Genomic DNA, 17,778 nt, shown 5'->3' on the forward strand with positions numbered 1-17,778 from the left:
AGCGAACGTCCGGAACCGAACGGGTCCGTCACCCGGCGAGCGCGGTCTCGCCCGCCTTCCGCATCGCCGCCAGCGGGCCGTGCGGCACGCCCGTGAACCGCTCGAACTGGAGCACCGCCTGGTGCACCAGCAGGTCCAGCCCGCCCAGCACGGTGCCGCCGCGCTCCAGGCAGGCCGCGGCCAGCGCGGTCGGCCACGGGTGGTACAGCACGTCGAACAGCACGCCGGGCGCCGCCGTCAGGTGCGCCGCGAAGCAGTCGGTCGCCCCGACCGGCGTGGTGGAGACCGTCAGCGGCCCGGCCAGCGCCCGCGCGGCGTCCGCCCAGTCGGCGGTGCGCACCACCACGCCCAGCCGCTCCCCCAGCTCCCGCATCTCGGCGGCCCGGGCGGCGCTGCGCACGTACGCGGTGACCTCGCCGTCGCAGACCTGGGCCAGCGCGGCCAGCGCCGAGGAGGCGGTGGCCCCGGCGCCCAGCACCGCGGCCGACCCGACCCGCTCGACGCCGTGCTCGCGCAGCGCGTTGACCAGGCCGGGGACGTCGGTGTTGTCGCCGTGCCGCCGCCCGTCGCGGTCGATCACCACGGTGTTGACGGCGTCCACCGCCCGGGCGGTGTCGCTGACGGTGTCCAGCAGCGGCCGGATCGCCCGCTTGAGCGGCATGGTCAGCGACAGGCCGGCCCACTCGGCGGGGTCGAGGCCGGTGACGAACGCCGTCAGCGCCGACTCGTCGACGTCGTACCGGCCGTACTGCCAGTCGGTCAGCCCGAGCGCGGCGTACCCGGCCGCGTGCAGGAGCGGGGAGAGCGAGTGGGCGATCGGCGAGCCGAGCACGGCGGCCCGGTGCGGGGTGGTCACGAAGCGGCCTTTCAGGGAGTGGTGCTGGTGGTACGGGCGGTACGGGTGGTGCGGGCAGTGCGGGCGGGGTCGGCGGCGGGGCGGTGCAGGAAGACGTCGACCGGGTCCTCGGACTCCAGCACGAAGCCGTGCCGCTCGTACAGCCGCCGGGCGGGGCTGCCCCGCAGCACGTTCAGCCGGACGGCCAGGCCGGCGGCGTCGGCCCGCTCCAGCGCGTCGCGCAGCACGGCGGTGCCCAGGCCGCGGCCGTGCAGCGCCGGGTCGAGGTAGAAGTGCTCCAGCAGCAGGGTGCCGGGCCGCTCGTCGGGGGCGAGCGCCAGGCACCCGGCGGGCGACGGGAAGCCGGGCACCTCGACCACCGAGGTGTGCCGCGGCCGGTACGCGTCGCGCAGCCGCTGCCGGACCTTGTGCCCGTCGTAGCGGCCCAGCCGTTCCAGGTCGGGGCGCATCGCCCCGGCCCGCAGCTCGGCCAGCGGCTCCAGGTCGGCGGCGGTGGCGGGGCGCAGCGTCCAGGCGGGCGGGGCGGTGGTCACTCGGTGCCCCGGCGGGTGCGGGCGGACCAGCGGCCCTCGCTGCGGGTGATCCGGATCGGGTGCCGGAAGCACTCGGAGACCAGCCCGGTGGTCAGCACCTCGGTGGCGGGGCCGGCCGCGGTGGTCAGGCCGTCGCGCAGCAGCAGGGCGTGGCTGGTGGTCCCGGGCAGTTCCTCCAGGTGGTGGGTGACCAGCACGGAGGCCAGCTCGGGGTAGCGGGAGCGCAGCTCGTCCAGGCTCTCCAGGAGCTGTTCGCGGGCGGTCAGGTCGAGGCCGGTGGCGGGCTCGTCGAGCAGCAGCAGCCGGGGCTCGGGCATCAGCGCGCGGGCGATCAGGACCCGGCCGCGCTCGCCCTGGGAGAGCGTGGTCCAGGGGCTCTCGGCGCGGTGCGCGACGCCCAGGGTCCGGATCAACTCCTCGGCGTGGTCGAGCTGTTCGGCGGTGGGCTGGTGCCACAGGTCCGGCTCGATGGTCTGCGTGGTGCCGGTCAGCACGACCTGCCGCACCGTCAGCGGGGAGCGCAGCGGGTGCCGCGGGTTGACGTGCCCGAGGTGCGCGCGCAGCTCCCGGACGTCGACCCTGCCGAGCTGCCTGCCCAGTACCTTCACGGTGCCCGCGGTGGGGTGCTCGACCGCGCCCAGCAGCGACAGCAGGGTGCTCTTGCCGGCCCCGTTCGCCCCGAGCACCGCCCAGTGCTCCCCGGCCCGGACGGTCAGCGACACGTCCCGCAACAGGTACTGCCCGCCCCGGACCACGTCGACGGCGGCGGCCTCCAGCAGGGCCGGCTCGGGCAGGTGCGGTGTCTGCGGTGTCTCCATCCGCCTCACGCTACCCGCACCACCCGGCCGTCCCGCAAAGCCATATCGCCCACCGGACGGCCCGTCGTGCTCAGGTCAGGACGCGCAGGTCAGGACGTGCAGGCGACGTGCTTGGAGTCGTACTTCATGCCCTTGGCCAGACACCACTCCTGGGTGTTCTTGGCGTGCTCCGCGCCGGTCGCCGCGAACTTGGTCTCCTGCGGCGAGACGGCCAGCCAGAACACCCAGTCGCCCGGCGTCGGGTTGAGCACGGCGTCGAGCGCCTCCTGCCCCGGGTTGCTGATCGGGGTCGGCGGCAGGCCCGGGTTGATGTACGAGTTGTACTTGTTCGACCCGTCGTTGATCTCCTGCTCGGTGAGCTTGGTGCGGCCCAGCGAGTACTGCAGGGTGGTGTCCACGCCCAGCTTGTGCTGGGTGACGTTGGTGGTCAGGCGGTTGGAGATGGCGCGGGCCATCTTGCCGAAGTCCTCCGAGTTGTTGCCCTCGGCCTGCAGGATGCTGGCCTCGGTCACCACCTCGTACGCGTTCTTCAGCCCGATCTTCTGCGCCGCCTCGTCCAGCTTGAGGTCGCCGTACTTCTGGACGGCGTTGGCCACCATCTGCTTCAGCAACTCCTCGGGCTTCATGCCGTCGGCGACCGAGTAGCGGGTCGGCCAGAGGAAGCCCTCCGGGTTGTTGTTGGCGTAGCCGGGCAGGCCCAGGCTGCCGGCCTGGTCCTTGGCGACGTTCGCCGTGGTGCCCGGGGCGAGCTTCAGCTTGCCGTCGATCTTGGTGTAGATGTCGGCGGCCTTCAGCCCCTCGGGGATGATCAGCGCGTTGCCGCCGTTGGACTCCACCAGCTCCTTGAGCGCCGCGGCGGCGGACATCTGGTGCCTGAGGGTGTAGACGCCCGGCTGGATGCCGCGCCCCTTGGGGTCCTTCTCGTACGCGGCGCTGAACGCCTTGATGCTCTTCACCACGCCGGCGTCCAGCAGGGTCTTGCCGATCGCCTCGCCGGCCGCGCCCTCCTTGACGGTGATGTTCACCGAGCCGGAGCCGTCGCCCTTGAAGTCCGGCGGCGGGCCGAAGTGGTCCTGGTAGAAGCCGTAGCCCCACCAGCCCGCGCCGCCCACGCCGCCGAGCAGCACCAGGGCGACCACCAGGCACGCGCCGCGGTTGCGGCGGCCCGACTTCTTGCCCTTCTCCTTGCGCTTGCGCTCGGCCTCGCGGGAGTCGTCCTGCCCGGAGAAGAACGAGGCGTCCTCGTCCTCCTCGTCCAGGTACCCGTCCTCGGCCCAGTCCCCGTGCTCCTCGTCGGTCCGCTCGTCGGGCGCGGCGGTGCTCCGGCGGCCGGCCGACGGGTCGTCGAGGGCCGCGGCCTCCGCCTCCCAGTCGATGCCGTCCGGCCCGGGGCCGCCGGCCGCCTCCGCCGACCGGGGCTGCGCCGCCCGCGCGGCGGGGCCCTGCTGCGGCTGCGGCTGCTGCCCGCCCTGCTGCTGCGGGTGGCCGGACTGCGGGTGGCCGGGCTGCGGCATGCCCGGCTGCGACTGCTGCTGCACCTGTCGGCCGACCGGGAAACCGTGCGGCGGGGTGCCCTGCTGCGGCATCCCCGGCTGCGGCGGCAGGCCCGTCCGCTGGCCGAACTGCTGCTGCGGCTGCACGCCCTGCTGCTGCACGCCCTGCTGCGGCATGCCCGGCTGCTGCGGGTGGCCGGCCCCCATCGGCATCTGCTGCTGCGGGTAGCCCTGCTGCGCCATGCCCGGCTGCATCCCGGGCTGTTGCTGCTGCTGCACGAACTGCTGCTGCCCGCCGTAGGAGCCACCCTGCTGCTGCGGGTACCCCTGGGGCACGCCCTGCTGCTGCACGAACTGCTGCTGGCCCCCGTAGGAGCCGCCCTGCTGCTGCTGCGGGTAGCCCTGCTGCGGGTACCCCTGCTGCATCCCGGGCTGTTGCTGCTGCACGAACTGCTGCTGCTCGCCGTAGGACCCGTCCGGCTGCTGCGGGTAGCCCTGGGGGTACTGCTGGAGGTAGTCCGGCTGCCCGTACGGGCCCTGGGGCTGTGGCTGTTCGCCGGGGTACCACGGCTGGTCGCCCTGGGAGCCGTAGCGCCCGCTCTGATCAGTCATCGATCCCCTTACAGCGTCCAGGGTGTCCGTCGAACCCGCGTGCTGTCCGCGCAGCCCGTGGTCGGAGACGCTACCGTACCGCAGCGTAGCCAAGGACGGTCACTGCCTGCTGTCGTTCACGGGGAGGGGCTCCCGGCGGCCGGGGGCGAGGCGTGCTGGGCGCGGTAGGCGTTGAACTCGTCGACGTTCTTGCGCTGCTGCTCCTCGCTGTCGGTGAACCTGGTGTCCCCGGGTCGGACGGTCACGAAGTACAGCCAGTCACCGTCGGCGGGGTGCAGGGCGGCCCGCAGCGCGTCCCGGCCGGGGTTGCCGATGGGGGTGGGCGGCAGGCCGGGGTGGGCGTAGGTGTTGAAGGGCGAGTCGAGCCGGGTGTCGTCCTGGGTGGTGGTGAGGGTGGAGCGGCCGAGTGCGTAGTTGATGGTGGAGTCGAGCTGGAGCGGCATCTTCTTGGCGAGCCGGTTGTAGACGACGCGGGCGACCCGGGCCATGTCCTCGGGGTTGTCGGCCTCGGCCTGGGCGAGGCTGGCGACGGCCAGCAGCCCGTACGGGGAGACGCCGTTCGCGCTGGCCGCGTCGGCGACCGCGGGGCCGTCGAGGTTGCCGCCGGCCTCCTTGACCATGTCTTGAAGGAGGGTGAGCGGAGTGCTGTCCCCGGTCACGGCGTAGGTGGCCGGGTAGAGGTAGCCCTCCAGGTGGCCGGCGGCGTCGGCGGGGAGGCCGAGTTCGGCGGCGTGCTGCTCGGCGGCGGCCGCGGTGGTGCCCGGTTCCAGGCCGAGCCGGGTGTCGATCGCGGCGAAGACCTGGGTGGAGCGCCAGCCCTCGGGGATGGTCAGGGCGTTGGCGTTGGACGGGTCGAGCAGCACGTTGAGTGCCGAGACCGCCGACATCTTCTCCTTGAGTGTGTAGGTCCCGGGGTGGATGTTGTCGCCGGCCGGGCTCTTGGCCGCGGCCTCGGTGAAGGCCCGGGTGGAGGCGACCACGTGCTTGGCGGTCAGGGTCTTGCCGATCTGGGTGATGCTGGCGCCCTGCGCGACCGAGACCTGGACCTGCCCGGTGCCGCCGCCGGGGTAGTCGGGGGCGGGCTGCTCGCCCTCGGGCCAGAGCACGAACAGCGCGAGCGCGGCGGCCATCGCCACGCCGAGCAGCCCGGCGACGCTCAGGCAGCACGCGGCGCGGGTGCGCAGCTGGTCCGGGTCGGGCGGTTCGACGCCGTACGGCAGGCCGGGCGGGGCGCCCTCGGGCTCCAGCACGGGGGCGCCGAGGTGGCCGGGGGTGAGTCCGGGCGCGGTGTACGGGTCGGTCACGGCGGGCCTTCCGGCGGCGGGCGGCGTCCTGGCGCCGCGGCCGGGCGGCCTCCGCCCCCGCGCGACGCCAGGGGCCCGTGCGGACGCGCGTCCGCACGGGCCCCTCGACCGGGAAGCTAACCCGTACCGGTCAGACCACCGGCTCGACACTCTCGCCGGGCGCGCGCCCGCTCACCCGTTCGGTCTCAAGGGCCGACTGCAGGATCACCACGGCGGCGGCCTGATCGATCACCGAGCGGCCCTTCTTGGCCGACCGCCCGGAGGCGCGCAGCCCGGCGGCGGCGGTGACGGTGGTCATCCGCTCGTCCACCAGCCGCACCCCGACCGGGTACAGCAGGCCGGCCAGCCGGCCCGCGTACTCGCGGACCTTGGCGGCGGCCGGGCCCTCCTTGCCGTTCAGCGAGCGCGGCAGGCCGACCACCACCTCGATGGCCTCGTACTCCTCCGCGATCGCCCGCAGGCGGGCCTGCGAGCGGCCCCCGGCGGGGACGGTCTCCACCGGGGTGGCGATCAGCCCGTCGGGGTCGCAGACCGCGACCCCGATCCGGGCGTCGCCCACGTCGACGGCGATCCGCCGGCCGCGCCGGAAGACCTTCTCCTCCACGGGGTGTTCCTCGCTCACGCGCGCTCGGCCACCAGCGCCCGCACGGCCGCGACGGCGTCCGCGACGGCGGCCGGGTTCGTGCCGCCGCCCTGCGCCACGTCGTCCTTGCCGCCACCGCCGCCGCCGAGGGTCTTGGCCGCGGCCCGGACCAGCTCGCCGGCCTTGATGCCGCGCGCCCGGGCGTCCTCGTTGGTGGCGATCACGGTCAGCGGGCGGCCGCCCGCGACGGTGAACGCGGCGACCACGGCCGGGCGGTTGCCGAGCCGGGCCCGGACGTCCAGCACCAGCTTGCGCAGCTCGTCCGCGCCGGTGCCGTCACCGACCCGGGCGGCGACCAGGGCCACGCCCCGGACGTCCTCGGCGCCCTCGGCGAGGCCCGCGGCGGCCTGCAGGACCTTCTCCGCGCGGAACTTCTCGATCTCCTTCTCGGCGTCCTTGAGCTTGGTGAGCATCCCGGAGATCTTCTCCGGCAGCTCCTCCGGGCGGCCCTTGACCAGCTCGGTCAGCTGGGAGACCACGGTGTGCTCGCGGGCCAGGAACCGGTACGCGTCGACGCCGACCAGCGCCTCCACCCGGCGCACGCCGGAGCCGATCGAGGACTCGCCGAGCAGCTTCACCAGGCCCAGCTGGGCGGTGTTGCCGACGTGGGTACCGCCGCACAGCTCCTTGGAGAAGTCGCCGATGGTGACCACCCGGACCGAGTCGCCGTACTTCTCGCCGAACATCGCGATGGCGCCCTGCTTGCGGGCCTGGTCCATCGTCATCACCTCGGCGGTGACGTCGAGTTCGCGGACCAGCACCTCGTTGATCTTCTGCTCGACGTCGGTCAGCACCGAGCCGGGGACGGCGGCCGGCGAGCCGAAGTCGAACCGGAAGCGGCCCGGCGCGTTCTCCGAACCGGCCTGGGCGGCGGTCGGGCCGAGCGCGTCGCGCAGCGCCTGGTGGGTCAGGTGGGTGGCCGAGTGGGCGCGCGAGACGGCCCGGCGGCGGTCGGTGTCGATGGTGGCGTACGCGGACGCGCCGAGCACCACCTCGCCGAACAGCACCCCGCCGGAGTGCACGATCACGCCGGGCACCGGCTGCTGCACGTCCCGGACCTCGACCACCGCGCCGGAGTCGAGCCGGATGCGGCCGTGGTCGGCGAGCTGGCCGCCGCCCTCGGCGTAGAACGGGGTGCGGTCGAGGATCAGCTCGACCTCGTCGCCCTCGGTGGCGGCCGGCGACGGGACGCCGTCCACCAGCAGGCCGACCACGGTGGCCTCGCCCTCGGTGCGGCTGTAGCCGGTGAAGACGGACGCGCCCGCCTTGTCGGCGACCTCGCGGTACGCGGCGACGTCGGCGTGGCCCATCTTCTTGGCCTTGGCGTCGGCCTTGGCGCGGTCGCGCTGCTCCTGCATCAGGCGGCGGAAGCCCGCTTCGTCGACCTGGAGGCCCTGCTCCTCGGCCATCTCCAGGGTGAGGTCGATCGGGAAGCCGTAGGTGTCGTGCAGCTTGAACGCCTGCTCGCCGGAGAGCACCGCGCCGCCGGACTGCCTGGTCTCGGTGACCGCGGCGTCCAGCAGGCTGGTGCCGGAGCGCAGGGTCTGCAGGAAGGCGTTCTCCTCGGCCACGACGACCGTCTCGATCCGCTTGCGGTCGCTCTCCAGCTCCGGGTACTGCGGGGCCATCGCCTTGATCGAGACGTCGATCAGCTCCTTGGCGACCGGCTCGGTGGCGCCCAGCAGCCGCATGTTGCGGATCGCCCGGCGCAGGATGCGGCGCAGCACGTAGCCGCGGCCCTCGTTGCCGGGGGTGACGCCGTCGCCGACCAGCATCAGCGCGGTGCGGAAGTGGTCGGTGACCACGCGCAGCGAGACGTCCGACTTGTGGTCGGCGCCGTAGGCGTGGCCGGTGAGCTCGGCGGCGCGGTCGAGGATCATCCGGCTGGTGTCGATCTCGAACAGGTTGTCGACGCCCTGCAGGACGGCGGCGAGGCGCTCCAGGCCGAGGCCGGTGTCGATGTTCTTGCTCGGCAGGTCGCCGAGGATCTCGAAGCCGTCCTTGCCGTCGCCGTGGCCGCGCTCGTACTGCATGAAGACCAGGTTCCAGATCTCCAGGTAGCGCTCGCCGTTGACCGCCGGGCCGCCCTCCTCGCCGTACGCGGGGCCGCGGTCGTAGTTGATCTCCGAGCACGGGCCGCACGGGCCGGGGACGCCCATCGACCAGAAGTTGTCCTTCATGCCCAGGCGCTGGATCCGCTCGGCCGGGACGCCGACGACGTCCCGCCAGATCTGCTCGGCCTCGTCGTCGTCCCGGTAGACGGTGATCCAGAGCTTCTCCGGGTCCAGGCCGTAGCCGCCGTCCGCCACCGAGCTGGTCAGCAGCTCCCAGGCGAACGTGATCGCGCCTTCCTTGAAGTAGTCGCCGAACGAGAAGTTGCCGCACATCTGGAAGAACGAGCCGTGCCGGGTGGTCTTCCCGACCTCCTCGATGTCCAGCGTGCGGACGCACTTCTGCACGCTGGTGGCGCGCGAGAACTGCGGCTTGACCTCGCCCAGGAAGTACGGCTTGAAGGGCACCATGCCGGCGTTGACCAGCAGCAGGGTGGGGTCGTCGGCGACCAGCGAGGCCGACGGTACGACGGTGTGGCCGCGCTCCTCGAAGAAGCGCAGCCAGCGGCGGCGGATCTCTGCCGACTCCATCAGTGGGGGTCCTTCCGATCGGTCGTGCGGCCCGGCAGCTCGCGCTGGCGGGGCTTGGCAACGAGGGTCTGGGGGGTGGTGCGGCGCGGTGCGCGCGACGACGGGGGCAGGGCGGCGGCCGGGGAGCCCGGGGCCGCCGAGATAGCTCGGGCCCCGTCGTCGGCGGCGGCCGACCCGCCCAGCGCCCGGCGGCGGGGCGGCTCGACGACCGCCGTGCCGTCCAGGCCGAGGTCCGCGCGCAGCTCGCGCTCGCGCTCGTCCATGCCGGCCCGGACGTCCCGGGCGAAGCGCTTGGCCGCGTCGCCGAGGTGGAGCGCGCCGCGGGCGGCGGTACCGGACAGCGAGTCCGGGGTGAGGCGGTGCACCGCCTCGTTGGCCTTGTTCATGGCCCAGACGGTGGCGCCCGCGCCGACCGCCATCCAGAAGATCCTGCGCACCATCGCCGTCAGCCCCTCACGGCCCGGCGGACCCGGGCCAGCAGCCCGCCGCGCGGCGCCGTCGCGGCCCGCACCTCGGCCCGGATCAGCCGGGCCAACTCCTCGCGCTCACCCGCCTGCTGCGGCACCGCGCCGGGCCCGGCCTGCTGCCGGGAGACGGCCTTGCGGACGCCGTAGCTGAACGCGGCCACCTTCACCAGCGGCCCGCCCAGCGTGGCGGCCACGGTGGACGACAGCGCCTTGGCGTCGGCCGCCGCGTCCTGCACGTTGGCGGTGATCTCGTCCACCCGCTCCAGCTGCTCCTGCGCGCTGTGCACGGCGCTGCTCGCGTCCCGCAGCAGCGGCACGGCCTGCTCGGTGACGGCGGAGACCAACCCGGTGGCCTCCCGCAGCACCTTGGACAGCCGCACCAGCACCACGGCGAGCAGGGTGACCAGGACCGCCCAGAAGACGGCCACCAGCAGCCCGGCCAGCTCTCCCACGGACACCTTCGCGCGCTCCCTCGGCAGTGATTCCCCACGTGTGCAACTCGTACCGAACCCTACCGTGACAGCGGCTCGTTCCCCGACCGGTATATCCGCCGGCGGGCCCGCCCCGGCCCGGCCGGACCGGCGGATCCGGCGCGTAACCTACCGTCAGGTCACCTCGTTGGGGGTTTGGCTCGCGGAACGCGGGTCGGCGGGTTCCGGGTTTCCTAGCGGCGGGGGCGTCCATGGCGAGCACGGCGGCGGGCCGGCTGCCGGCCGAGGTCACCAGCTTCGTCGGCCGGGCCGCCGAACTCGACGAGCTGTCCGCCCTGCTGGCCCGGGCCCGGCTGGTCACGGTGACCGGCCCGGGCGGCGTCGGCAAGTCCCGCCTCGCGCTGCGCGCCGCCGCCCGGCTGGCCGACGGCTTCCCGGACGGCGCGCACCTCGCCGAGCTCGCCCCCGTGCAGGACCCGCTGCTGCTCGGCCACGCCGTGCTGGAGGCGCTGCACCTGACCGACCACACCGCCCGCCCGCCGCTGGACGTGCTGGTCGAGCAACTCGCCGACCGCCGGGCCCTGTTGGTGCTGGACGGCTGCGAACACCTGGTCGACGCCTGCGCCGAGCTGGCGGACGCCCTGCTGCGCGCCGCGCCCGGCCTGCGGGTGCTCGCCACCTCCCGGCAGTCGCTGCGCACCGCGGGCGAGCACCTGCTGCCGCTGGCCCCGCTGGCGTACGAGGCGGCGGCCGACGGCGGGGCCGGCGGCGGGCCGGACCCGGAGGCGATGCTGCTGTTCGCCGACCGCGCGGCGGCCGTCCGGCCGGGCTTCCGGCTGGAGGCCGGCAACCGGGCCGGGGTGGCCCTGCTCTGCCGCCGGCTGGACGGCATCCCGCTGGCCCTGGAGCTGGCCGCCGGGCGGCTGCGCGCGCTCTCCGTCGAGCAGTTGGCGGCCCGGCTGGACGACCGCTTCCGGGTGCTCACCGGCGGCGCCCGGACGGCCCCGCCCCGGCACCGCACGCTGCGCACCGCGATCGGCTGGAGCCACGAACTCTGCACCATGCAGGAACGTTTACTCTGGGCCCGCCTCTCGGTCTTCGCCGCCGGCTTCGACCTGGACGCCGTCGAGTACGTCTGCGCCGGGCGCGGCCTGGAGCCGGACGACGTGCTCGGGCTGGTCGACTCGCTGGTCGACAAGTCCGTCCTGGAGCGCCTCGACGGCGACGGCGCCGTCCGCTTCCGGATGCTCGACACCCTGCGCGAGTACGGCGCGCACTGGCTGCGGGCCGGCGGCGACGGCCCCCGGCTGCGCCGCCGCCACCGCGACTGGTACCTCGGCGTCGCCACCTGGGGCGAGGTCGAGTGGTTCGGCCCCCGGCAGGCCGAGACCGCCGACCGCACCCGGCTCGCCCACCCCAACCTGCGCGCCGCGCTGGAGTTCTCGCTCGCCGAACCCGGCGAGGAGCAGCTCGCCCTCGTGCTGGCCGGCACGCTCTGGTACTTCTGGGTCGGCACCGGCCACCTCGGCGAGGGCCGGCACTGGCTCGACCGGGCCCTCGCGCTGGCCCCCGAACCCACCGACGCCCGGGCCAAGGCGCTCTGGGTCACCGGCTACCTCGCCACCCTCCAGGGCGACCTGGACCGGGCCCGCCCCGCCCTGGAGGAGTGCCGCCGCCAGGCCCAGGACACCGGCGACGACCGGGCGCTGGCCTACGCCGTCCACCGGCAGGGCTGCGCCGCCCTGATCGGCGACGACCCGGCCCGCGCCGCCGAGCTGTTCGAGGAGGCGCTGTGGCACTACGACACCCTCGGCGAGCTCAACTCCAACGTCCTGATGGCCAGGTTCGAACTCGCCCTCGCCCGGCTGTTCCAGGGCGACGAGGAGGGCGGCCGGGCCGGGATCGAACGGCTCCGGGAGACCTGCGAGGAGCACGGCGAGCAGTGGGCGTACGGCTACTGCCTGTACGCGATGGCCTTCGCCCGGCGGCAGGCCGGCGACCTGCGGACGGCCCGGACCCTGGCCCGCGAGTCGATGCGGCTCAACCACCTGTTCCGCGACCTGCTGGGCATCGTGCTGGCGATGGACCTGCTGGCCCTGCTGGCCACCGAGGGCGCGGACGCCGACCTGCGCGAGGCCCGGGTCCTGCAGGGCGCCGCGCACCGGCTCTGGCGGGCCGTCGGCACCCCGTTCTTCGGCTCCCGCTCCTTCAACGGCCCGCACCTGGAGTGCGAGCGGCGCGCCCGGGCCGGCCTCGGCGGCGAGGAGTACGCGGCGGCCTTCCGGCTCGGCTCCCGGCTCGACCTGGACGCCGCCGTCCGCCGCGCCCTCGACCCGCCCGCGGCGGACGGCCCCGGGGAACGGGAAACGCCCCCGCGGTCCGAGGACCGGGGGGGGCGTTCCGCTCGCGGGTCAGCGCGAGTAGTACTCGACGACGAGCTGCTCGTCGCAGACGACCGGAACCTCGCGGCGCTGCGGCGCGCGGTCCAGGCGGAAGGCCAGGGCCTTCAGGTTGACCTCGAGGTACTTCGGGGTCTGGCCCTCGCCGGCGTTGCCGCCCTCACGAGCCACCTGGAAGGGGACCTTCTCCTTGGACTTCTCCTTCACCGTGACGACGTAGCCCGGCTTCATCTGGAACGACGGCTTGTTGACCTTCGAGCCGTTGACCTCGATGTGACCGTGCACGACCATCTGGCGGGCCTGGTAGATGGTGCGGGCGATGCCCGAACGCAGGACCAGGGAGTCGAGGCGGACCTCCAGCAGGGCGACGAGCGCCTCACCGGTCTTGCCCTCGACCTTCTTGGCGGCCTCGAAGGCACGCGCCATCTGCTTCTCGCTGAGGTCGTACTGCGCGCGCAGACGCTGCTTCTCGGTCAGACGGACCTTGTAGTCAGAGTTCTGCTTGCGGCCGCGGCCGTGCTGGCCGGGCGGGTACGGGCGGGCCTCGAAGTACTTGACGGACTTCGGGGTCAGCGGAACGCCGAGAGCACGGGCGATCTTGACCTTGGGGCGCTTCTGGTTCGCCATGTTTCCTTTTCCTGTTCAGATACGGCTGTCACCAGGTGTTGACGGAGGACGCTTCTCGCGGCCCGGAGAAAAACCGCCCGTTGCCGGACGGTCAGCCGCTCTCCGCGACCGGGCACTATGTGCTTGCACACGGGGCACCCACGACCGGGAAGGGTGGTGGGAGGCCCGCGACACCGAAGGCCGGTGCACGCCGCTCCTGGGGGAACTCCCTCGCGGGAGGCCCCGGTTCGGTGCCCCGCTGGTGCGGCCGGTCGCTCCTCGCGGAACCCCGGGCCCGGGACACACCCCCCTACTATACGGGACGGTCACTCCCCCTTGAGCCGGGCCCTGGTCCACTCCGCGATGTCCGCGTACCGGGCCTCGCCGCCCCGCCTGGTCGGCCGGTAGTACTCCTTGCCGTGCACCTCGTCCGGCGCGTACTGCTGCGCGGCGATGCCCTCCGGCAGGTCGTGCGGGTACTGGTACCCCTTGCCGTGCCCGAGCTTCTTCGCCCCGCCGTAGTGCGCGTCCCGCAGGTGCGCGGGCACCGCGCCGGCCAGGCCCTGCCGGACGTCGGCCAGGGCGGCGTCGATGGCCAGGTACGCGGCGTTCGACTTGGGCGCCAGGGCCAGCGCGATCGCCGCCTGGGAGAGGATGATCCGGGCCTCCGGGAAGCCGATCAGCGCGACCGCCTGGGCGGCGGCCACCGCGGTGGACAGCGCGGTCGGGTCGGCCAGGCCGACGTCCTCGCTGGCGGAGATCATCAGGCGGCGGGCGATGAAGCGCGGGTCCTCCCCGGCCTCGATCATCCGGGCCAGGTAGTGCAGGGTGGCGTCCACGTCGCTGCCGCGGATCGACTTGATCAGCGCGCTCGCCACGTCGTAGTGCTGGTCGCCGTCCCGGTCGTAGCGCACCGCGGCCTGGTTGACCGCCGTCTCGGTCGCCGCCAGGGTCAGCAGCTTCCCGCCCTGCTCCAGCACCGCCCCGGCCGCCGCCTCCAGCGTGGTCAGCGCCCGCCGGGCGTCGCCCCCGGCCAGCCGCACCAGGTGGTCCTCGGCCTCCGCGCTCAGCTCCACGCTGCCGCCCAGGCCCCGCTCGTCGGTGGTGGCGCGGCGCAGCAGGGTGCGGACGTCCTCGTCGGTGAGGGACTCCAGGGTGAGCAGCAGGCTCCGCGACAGCAGCGGGGAGATGACCGAGAAGTACGGGTTCTCGGTGGTCGCGGCGATCAGGGTGACCCAGCGGTTCTCCACGGCGGGCAGCAGCGAGTCCTGCTGGGCCTTGGAGAAGCGGTGGATCTCGTCCAGGAACAGCACCGTCTCCCGGCCGCTCATCCCGACCGCCCGCCGGGCGCCCTCGATCACCGCCCGGACCTCCTTGACGCCGTGCGTGATCGCCGAGAGCTCGACGAACCGGCCCTCCACCGCCTGGCTGATCACGTGCGCCAGCGTGGTCTTGCCGGTGCCGGGCGGCCCCCACAGGATCACCGAGCTGGTGGCCGCCGGGCCGCGCGACCCGGCGACCAGCCGGCGCAGCGGCGAGCCCTCCTTGAGCAGCTGCCGCTGCCCGGCCACCTCGTCCAGCGTCCGCGGCCGCATCCGCACCGCGAGCGGGGCGCGCCCCGGCTCGGCGCTCTGGCGTTCCTCGGCGGCATGGGTGAAAAGGTCGGGCTCGTCCACGCCCCGAGCCTATGCGACCGCTCCGACAGCCCGCCCCGGCCGGGGCCCGGCTCCGGCTCCGGCTCCGGCTCCGGCTCCGGCTACTCGAAGCGCTCCGGGTCCCCGGCCCCGTGGCGGACGATCTCCGGCACCCCGTCGGAGAAGTCGACGACCGTCGTCGGCACCGTCCCGCAGTCGCCGGAGTCGACCACCGCGTCCAGCACGTGGTCGAGGCGCTCCTTGATCTCCCAGCCCTGCGTCATCGGCTCCTCCTCGCCGGGCAGCAGCAGGGTGCTGGAGACCATGGGTTCGCCGAGTTCGGCCAGCAGCGCCTGGGTGACGGCGTGGTCGGGGATGCGGACGCCGACGGTCTTCTTCTTCGGGTGCAGCAGCCGGCGCGGCACCTCCTTGGTGGCGGGGAGGATGAAGGTGTAGCTGCCGGGCGTCGCCGCCTTGACGGCGCGGAAGACGTTGTTGTCGAGCTGGGCGAACTTGCCCAGCTGGGCGAAGTCCTGGCACATCAGGGTGAAGTGGTGGCGGTCGTCGAGCCGCCGGATGGTGCGGATCCGGTCCAGGGCCTCCCGGTTGTCGAGGCGACAGCCGAGGGCGAAACAGGAGTCGGTGGGGTACGCGATGAGGGCGCCGTCCCGGAGGCTCGCCACCACGGTGCCGATGGTGCGCGGCTGGGGCGTCTCGGGGTGCACGTCGAAGTACTTCGCCATTGCTCGACCCTACTTCCCGGCCTGCGCCAGCACCGTCGCGGCGTGGTCGAAGACGTACTTCTGGAGGTCCCGCGGCGGCCGCTGGTAGCCGCGCGTCCCGGGGCGGGGCGGCAGGGCGACGGCGGGCTTGACCACCTCGTGGTACGGGACGGTGGACAGCAGGTGGGCGATCATGTTGATCCGGGCGCGGCGCTTGTCGTCGCTCTCGACCACGTTCCAGGGCGACTCGGGGATGTCGGTGTAGACGAACATCTCGTCCTTGGCCCGCGAGTAGTCCTCCCACCGGGTGATGGACTCGACGTCCATCGGGGAGAGCTTCCACTGCCGCATCGGGTCGTGGAGCCGGTCGCGGAAGCGGCGCTCCTGCTCGACGTCGCTGACCGAGAACCAGTACTTGCGCAGCAGGATGCCGGCCTCGACCAGCATCCGCTCGAAGGTGGGGCACTGGTGCAGGAACTGCCAGTACTCCTCGTCGGTGCAGAAGCCCATCACCTTCTCGACGCCCGCCCGGTTGTACCAGGAGCGGTCGAACAGCACCATCTCGCCGGCCGCCGGGAGCTGTTCGACGTAGCGCTGGAAGTACCACTGGCCGCGCTGGCGCTCGGTGGGGGCGGGCAGGGCGACCACCCGGGCGATCCGGGGGTTGAGGTACTCGGTGACGCGCTTGATCGCGCCGCCCTTGCCGGCCGCGTCCCGGCCCTCGAAGACGACCACCATCCGGACGCCCTCGGTGCGCACCCACTCCTGGAGCATGACCAGTTCGCGCTGGAGGCGGAGCAGTTCGTCCTCGTAGAGCTTCCTGGGCATCCGCTCGGCCCGGCCGGGCTTCTTGCCCGCCTTGCCCGCGCCGCCCGCCTTGCCCGCGCCGCCCGCCTTGCCTGTGCTGCTGCCCGCCCTGCCCGCCTTGCCCGCCTTGCCTGTGCTGGGTGCCGCCACGGGTGTGCCCTCCGCTCACCGGGTCGCCGACGCTGACGATCCCTCAGGCTAAGGGCCGCCGGGCGCCGCCGCAGTTCGGGCGGCCCGCGGGCACCCCTCCCCGGCGGGCACCGGCGGTCCCCCGTGCCGCCGGTGCCGTGCGCGCCGGGGAAGGCCGGACCACTCTGCGGCACCCCCGGGGCCCGGGTCCAATGCCTTGGTCCATAACCTGGGGGCATGGATGTGGACACCCGGATGCTGCGCTACCTGACCGTGGTCGCCGAGGAGGGCCAGCTGACCGCGGCCGCGGCCCGGCTGGGGGTGAGCCAGCCGACGCTGACCAGGCAGGTCAGGGCGCTGGAGCGGCAGCTCGGGGTGGAGCTGTTCCGGCGCTCGCGGACCGGGGTGGCGCCGACCGCGGCGGGCGCGGAGCTGGTGGCGCGGGCCGCGGCGCTGCTGGCGGGCTGGGAGGGGGCGCTGCGGGCGACCAGGCTGGCGGCGGCGGAGGCCGGCGGGGAGCTGCGGGTGGGCTTCGAGGGGCCGACGATCAACCTGCTGGGCCGGGCGGTGGTGAAGGACTTCACCCGCCGGATGCCGGGCTGGCGGGTGCGGCTGCGGCAGAACGACTGGTTCGACGAGTCCTCCGGCCTGGCCTCGGGCGAGCTGGACCTGGCGCTGTGGCACGCCCCGGCGTCGATGGCCGAGCGGTACGCGCACGCGCCGCTGGGCACCGAGGAGCGCTGGGCGGTGCTGGCGGCCGACCACCGGCTGGCGGCCCGGACCGCGCTGGACGCGGCGGAGCTGTGGGACGAGCCGTTCGTGGCGATCCCGGAGCAGGCCGGGGTGTGGCGGGAGTACTGGCTGGGCGCGCCGGAGCGCGGCGGGCGGCCGGTGCGGATCGGGGCGGTGGCGCACAACGCGGACGAGTGGATGGCCGCGGTGGCCTGCGGGCAGGGGGTGGGGTTCGCGCCGCGCGCGGTGGGCCGCTGGGCGAGCCGCCCGGACGTGCGCTGCCTGCCGGTGCGCGGGCTGGGGCCGAGCCTGGTGGGGCTGTTCCGGGCGCCGGGGCGGGCGGAGACGCCGGCCATGGCGGCGTTCGCGGAGTCCTGCCGGCTGCACCTGGAGGTGCAGTTCCGGGCGACCGGTGGCGGCCGGTCGGCCCCGGCGGCGGGTGCTCAGACCTCGACGAACGGCGCGGGGTAGCGGCACACCCCGTGCGGGACGCCGTCGGCGCCGGGCAGCGGCAGGGCCTGGAAGTGCCCGTCGGGGACGTCGAAGGGCCCGGTGATGCGGTGCCCGGAGGCGGGCGCGAAGCCGAACCGGCCGTAGTAGCCCGGGTCGCCGAGCACCACCACGACCCGCTCGCCGGCCTCGGCGGCGGCGGCCAGCGCGGCCCGCACCACGGCGGTGCCGACGCCCTTGCGCTGCCACTCGGGGGCGACCGCGACGGGCGCGAGGGCCAGGCCCCGGCCGTTGCCGATCCGCAGCCGGGTGAGCAGGGCGTGGCCGATGACGACCTCGCGCTCGTCCACCGCGACCAGGGACAGGGCGGGCAGCCAGGCGGCGTCGCGGCGCAGCGCGTCCACCAGGTCCGCCTCTTCGGGGCCTGGGAAGGCCGCCATGTGCACCCGCCGGGTCTCGGCGGTGTCGGTGGGGAGTTCAACTCTGGTGCGTACGGTCAT

The 17,778-nt window shown here is 74.3% G+C and carries 15 protein-coding genes and 1 pseudogene; 2 read left to right on the forward strand and 14 right to left on the reverse strand.

Annotated elements, in window-relative coordinates:
- Nucleotides 1–28 precede the first annotated feature (28 nt).
- From ACIP60_RS28600 to ACIP60_RS28640, 9 genes are all read right to left on the reverse strand, one after another.
- Nucleotides 29–856, reverse strand: a complete 828-nt coding sequence (locus ACIP60_RS28600) for a shikimate dehydrogenase (protein WP_400689500.1) — start codon at nucleotides 854–856, stop codon at nucleotides 29–31.
- Between the two features lie 11 nt (nucleotides 857–867).
- Complete coding sequence (locus ACIP60_RS28605) at nucleotides 868–1,362, reverse strand: GNAT family N-acetyltransferase (RefSeq protein WP_400689787.1); 495 nt, start codon at nucleotides 1,360–1,362, stop codon at nucleotides 868–870.
- Nucleotides 1,363–1,385: 23 nt separating this feature from the next.
- A complete protein-coding gene (locus tag ACIP60_RS28610; RefSeq protein ID WP_400689503.1) occupies nucleotides 1,386–2,207 on the reverse strand; it encodes an ABC transporter ATP-binding protein in 822 nt (273 codons plus the stop codon).
- 89 nt (nucleotides 2,208–2,296) lie between these two features.
- Nucleotides 2,297–4,312: an endolytic transglycosylase MltG gene (mltG, locus tag ACIP60_RS28615; RefSeq protein WP_400689506.1), complete on the reverse strand. Its 2,016-nt coding sequence runs from the start codon at nucleotides 4,310–4,312 to the stop codon at nucleotides 2,297–2,299.
- A 116-nt stretch (nucleotides 4,313–4,428) separates the two neighbouring features.
- Nucleotides 4,429–5,616, reverse strand: coding sequence for an endolytic transglycosylase MltG (gene mltG / locus ACIP60_RS28620; protein ID WP_400689509.1), 1,188 nt, complete (start codon nucleotides 5,614–5,616; stop codon nucleotides 4,429–4,431).
- A gap of 130 nt (nucleotides 5,617–5,746) precedes the next feature.
- Nucleotides 5,747–6,238, reverse strand: a complete 492-nt coding sequence (gene ruvX, locus ACIP60_RS28625; protein WP_400689511.1) for a Holliday junction resolvase RuvX — start codon at nucleotides 6,236–6,238, stop codon at nucleotides 5,747–5,749.
- Nucleotides 6,235–8,901, reverse strand: coding sequence for an alanine--tRNA ligase (alaS, locus tag ACIP60_RS28630; RefSeq protein ID WP_400689514.1), 2,667 nt, complete (start codon nucleotides 8,899–8,901; stop codon nucleotides 6,235–6,237). The genes ruvX and alaS overlap by 4 nt, the downstream gene beginning before the upstream one ends.
- Entirely contained in the window at nucleotides 8,901–9,341 is a 441-nt protein-coding gene (locus ACIP60_RS28635; protein WP_400689516.1) for a DUF6167 family protein, read from the reverse strand. The genes alaS and ACIP60_RS28635 overlap by 1 nt, the downstream gene beginning before the upstream one ends.
- A gap of 5 nt (nucleotides 9,342–9,346) precedes the next feature.
- Nucleotides 9,347–9,826, reverse strand: coding sequence for a DUF948 domain-containing protein (locus ACIP60_RS28640; RefSeq protein ID WP_100835270.1), 480 nt, complete (start codon nucleotides 9,824–9,826; stop codon nucleotides 9,347–9,349).
- 224 nt (nucleotides 9,827–10,050) lie between these two features.
- Between ACIP60_RS28640 and ACIP60_RS28645 the strand changes: the two are divergent.
- Nucleotides 10,051–10,428 (forward strand): annotated as a pseudogene (locus ACIP60_RS28645) (AAA family ATPase); the annotation flags it as partial.
- Nucleotides 10,429–12,210: 1,782 nt separating this feature from the next.
- On the opposite strand, the gene rpsD reads toward ACIP60_RS28645, so the two are convergent.
- The 4 genes from rpsD to ppk2 form a co-directional block, all read right to left on the reverse strand.
- Nucleotides 12,211–12,825, reverse strand: coding sequence for a 30S ribosomal protein S4 (rpsD, locus tag ACIP60_RS28650; RefSeq protein WP_033211599.1), 615 nt, complete (start codon nucleotides 12,823–12,825; stop codon nucleotides 12,211–12,213).
- 305 nt (nucleotides 12,826–13,130) lie between these two features.
- The gene (locus tag ACIP60_RS28655; protein ID WP_400689519.1) at nucleotides 13,131–14,480 is read right to left on the reverse strand and encodes a replication-associated recombination protein A; all 1,350 of its coding nucleotides are present in this window, start codon (nucleotides 14,478–14,480) and stop codon (nucleotides 13,131–13,133) included.
- Nucleotides 14,481–14,560: 80 nt separating this feature from the next.
- Nucleotides 14,561–15,181 carry an L-threonylcarbamoyladenylate synthase gene (locus ACIP60_RS28660; protein WP_400689522.1) on the reverse strand — a complete coding sequence of 207 codons (621 nt, stop codon included), beginning with the start codon at nucleotides 15,179–15,181 and terminating at the stop codon, nucleotides 14,561–14,563.
- A gap of 9 nt (nucleotides 15,182–15,190) precedes the next feature.
- Nucleotides 15,191–15,988, reverse strand: coding sequence for a polyphosphate kinase 2 (ppk2, locus tag ACIP60_RS28665; protein WP_400689791.1), 798 nt, complete (start codon nucleotides 15,986–15,988; stop codon nucleotides 15,191–15,193).
- 345 nt (nucleotides 15,989–16,333) lie between these two features.
- On the opposite strand from ppk2, the gene ACIP60_RS28670 reads away from it, so the two are divergent.
- Entirely contained in the window at nucleotides 16,334–17,299 is a 966-nt protein-coding gene (locus ACIP60_RS28670; protein ID WP_400689525.1) for a LysR family transcriptional regulator, read from the forward strand.
- Here ACIP60_RS28670 and ACIP60_RS28675 read toward each other — a convergent pair.
- Nucleotides 17,272–17,778 (reverse strand): GNAT family N-acetyltransferase, encoded by a 507-nt coding sequence (locus ACIP60_RS28675; RefSeq protein WP_400689528.1) that lies wholly within the window; start codon nucleotides 17,776–17,778, stop codon nucleotides 17,272–17,274. The two genes, ACIP60_RS28670 and ACIP60_RS28675, sit on opposite strands and share 28 nt — an antisense overlap.

The organism is Kitasatospora sp. NPDC088783, from assembly GCF_044750705.1.
GTDB lineage: Bacteria > Actinomycetota > Actinomycetes > Streptomycetales > Streptomycetaceae > Kitasatospora > Kitasatospora fiedleri.

What these genes read in the sequence shown, in the direction of transcription:
- ACIP60_RS28610 (WP_400689503.1), bottom strand. Translation starts at nt 2,207, where the DNA reads ATGGAGACACCGCAGACACCGCACCTGCCCGAGCCGGCCCTGCTGGAG.
- mltG (WP_400689506.1), bottom strand. Translation starts at nt 4,312, where the DNA reads ATGACTGATCAGAGCGGGCGCTACGGCTCCCAGGGCGACCAGCCGTGG.
- alaS (WP_400689514.1), bottom strand. Translation starts at nt 8,901, where the DNA reads ATGGAGTCGGCAGAGATCCGCCGCCGCTGGCTGCGCTTCTTCGAGGAG.
- ACIP60_RS28635 (WP_400689516.1), bottom strand. Translation starts at nt 9,341, where the DNA reads ATGGTGCGCAGGATCTTCTGGATGGCGGTCGGCGCGGGCGCCACCGTC.
- rpsD (WP_033211599.1), bottom strand. Translation starts at nt 12,825, where the DNA reads ATGGCGAACCAGAAGCGCCCCAAGGTCAAGATCGCCCGTGCTCTCGGC.
- ACIP60_RS28660 (WP_400689522.1), bottom strand. Translation starts at nt 15,181, where the DNA reads ATGGCGAAGTACTTCGACGTGCACCCCGAGACGCCCCAGCCGCGCACC.
- ppk2 (WP_400689791.1), bottom strand. Translation starts at nt 15,988, where the DNA reads ATGCCCAGGAAGCTCTACGAGGACGAACTGCTCCGCCTCCAGCGCGAA.
- ACIP60_RS28670 (WP_400689525.1), top strand. Translation starts at nt 16,334, where the DNA reads ATGGATGTGGACACCCGGATGCTGCGCTACCTGACCGTGGTCGCCGAG.
- ACIP60_RS28675 (WP_400689528.1), bottom strand. Translation starts at nt 17,778, where the DNA reads ATGACCGTACGCACCAGAGTTGAACTCCCCACCGACACCGCCGAGACC.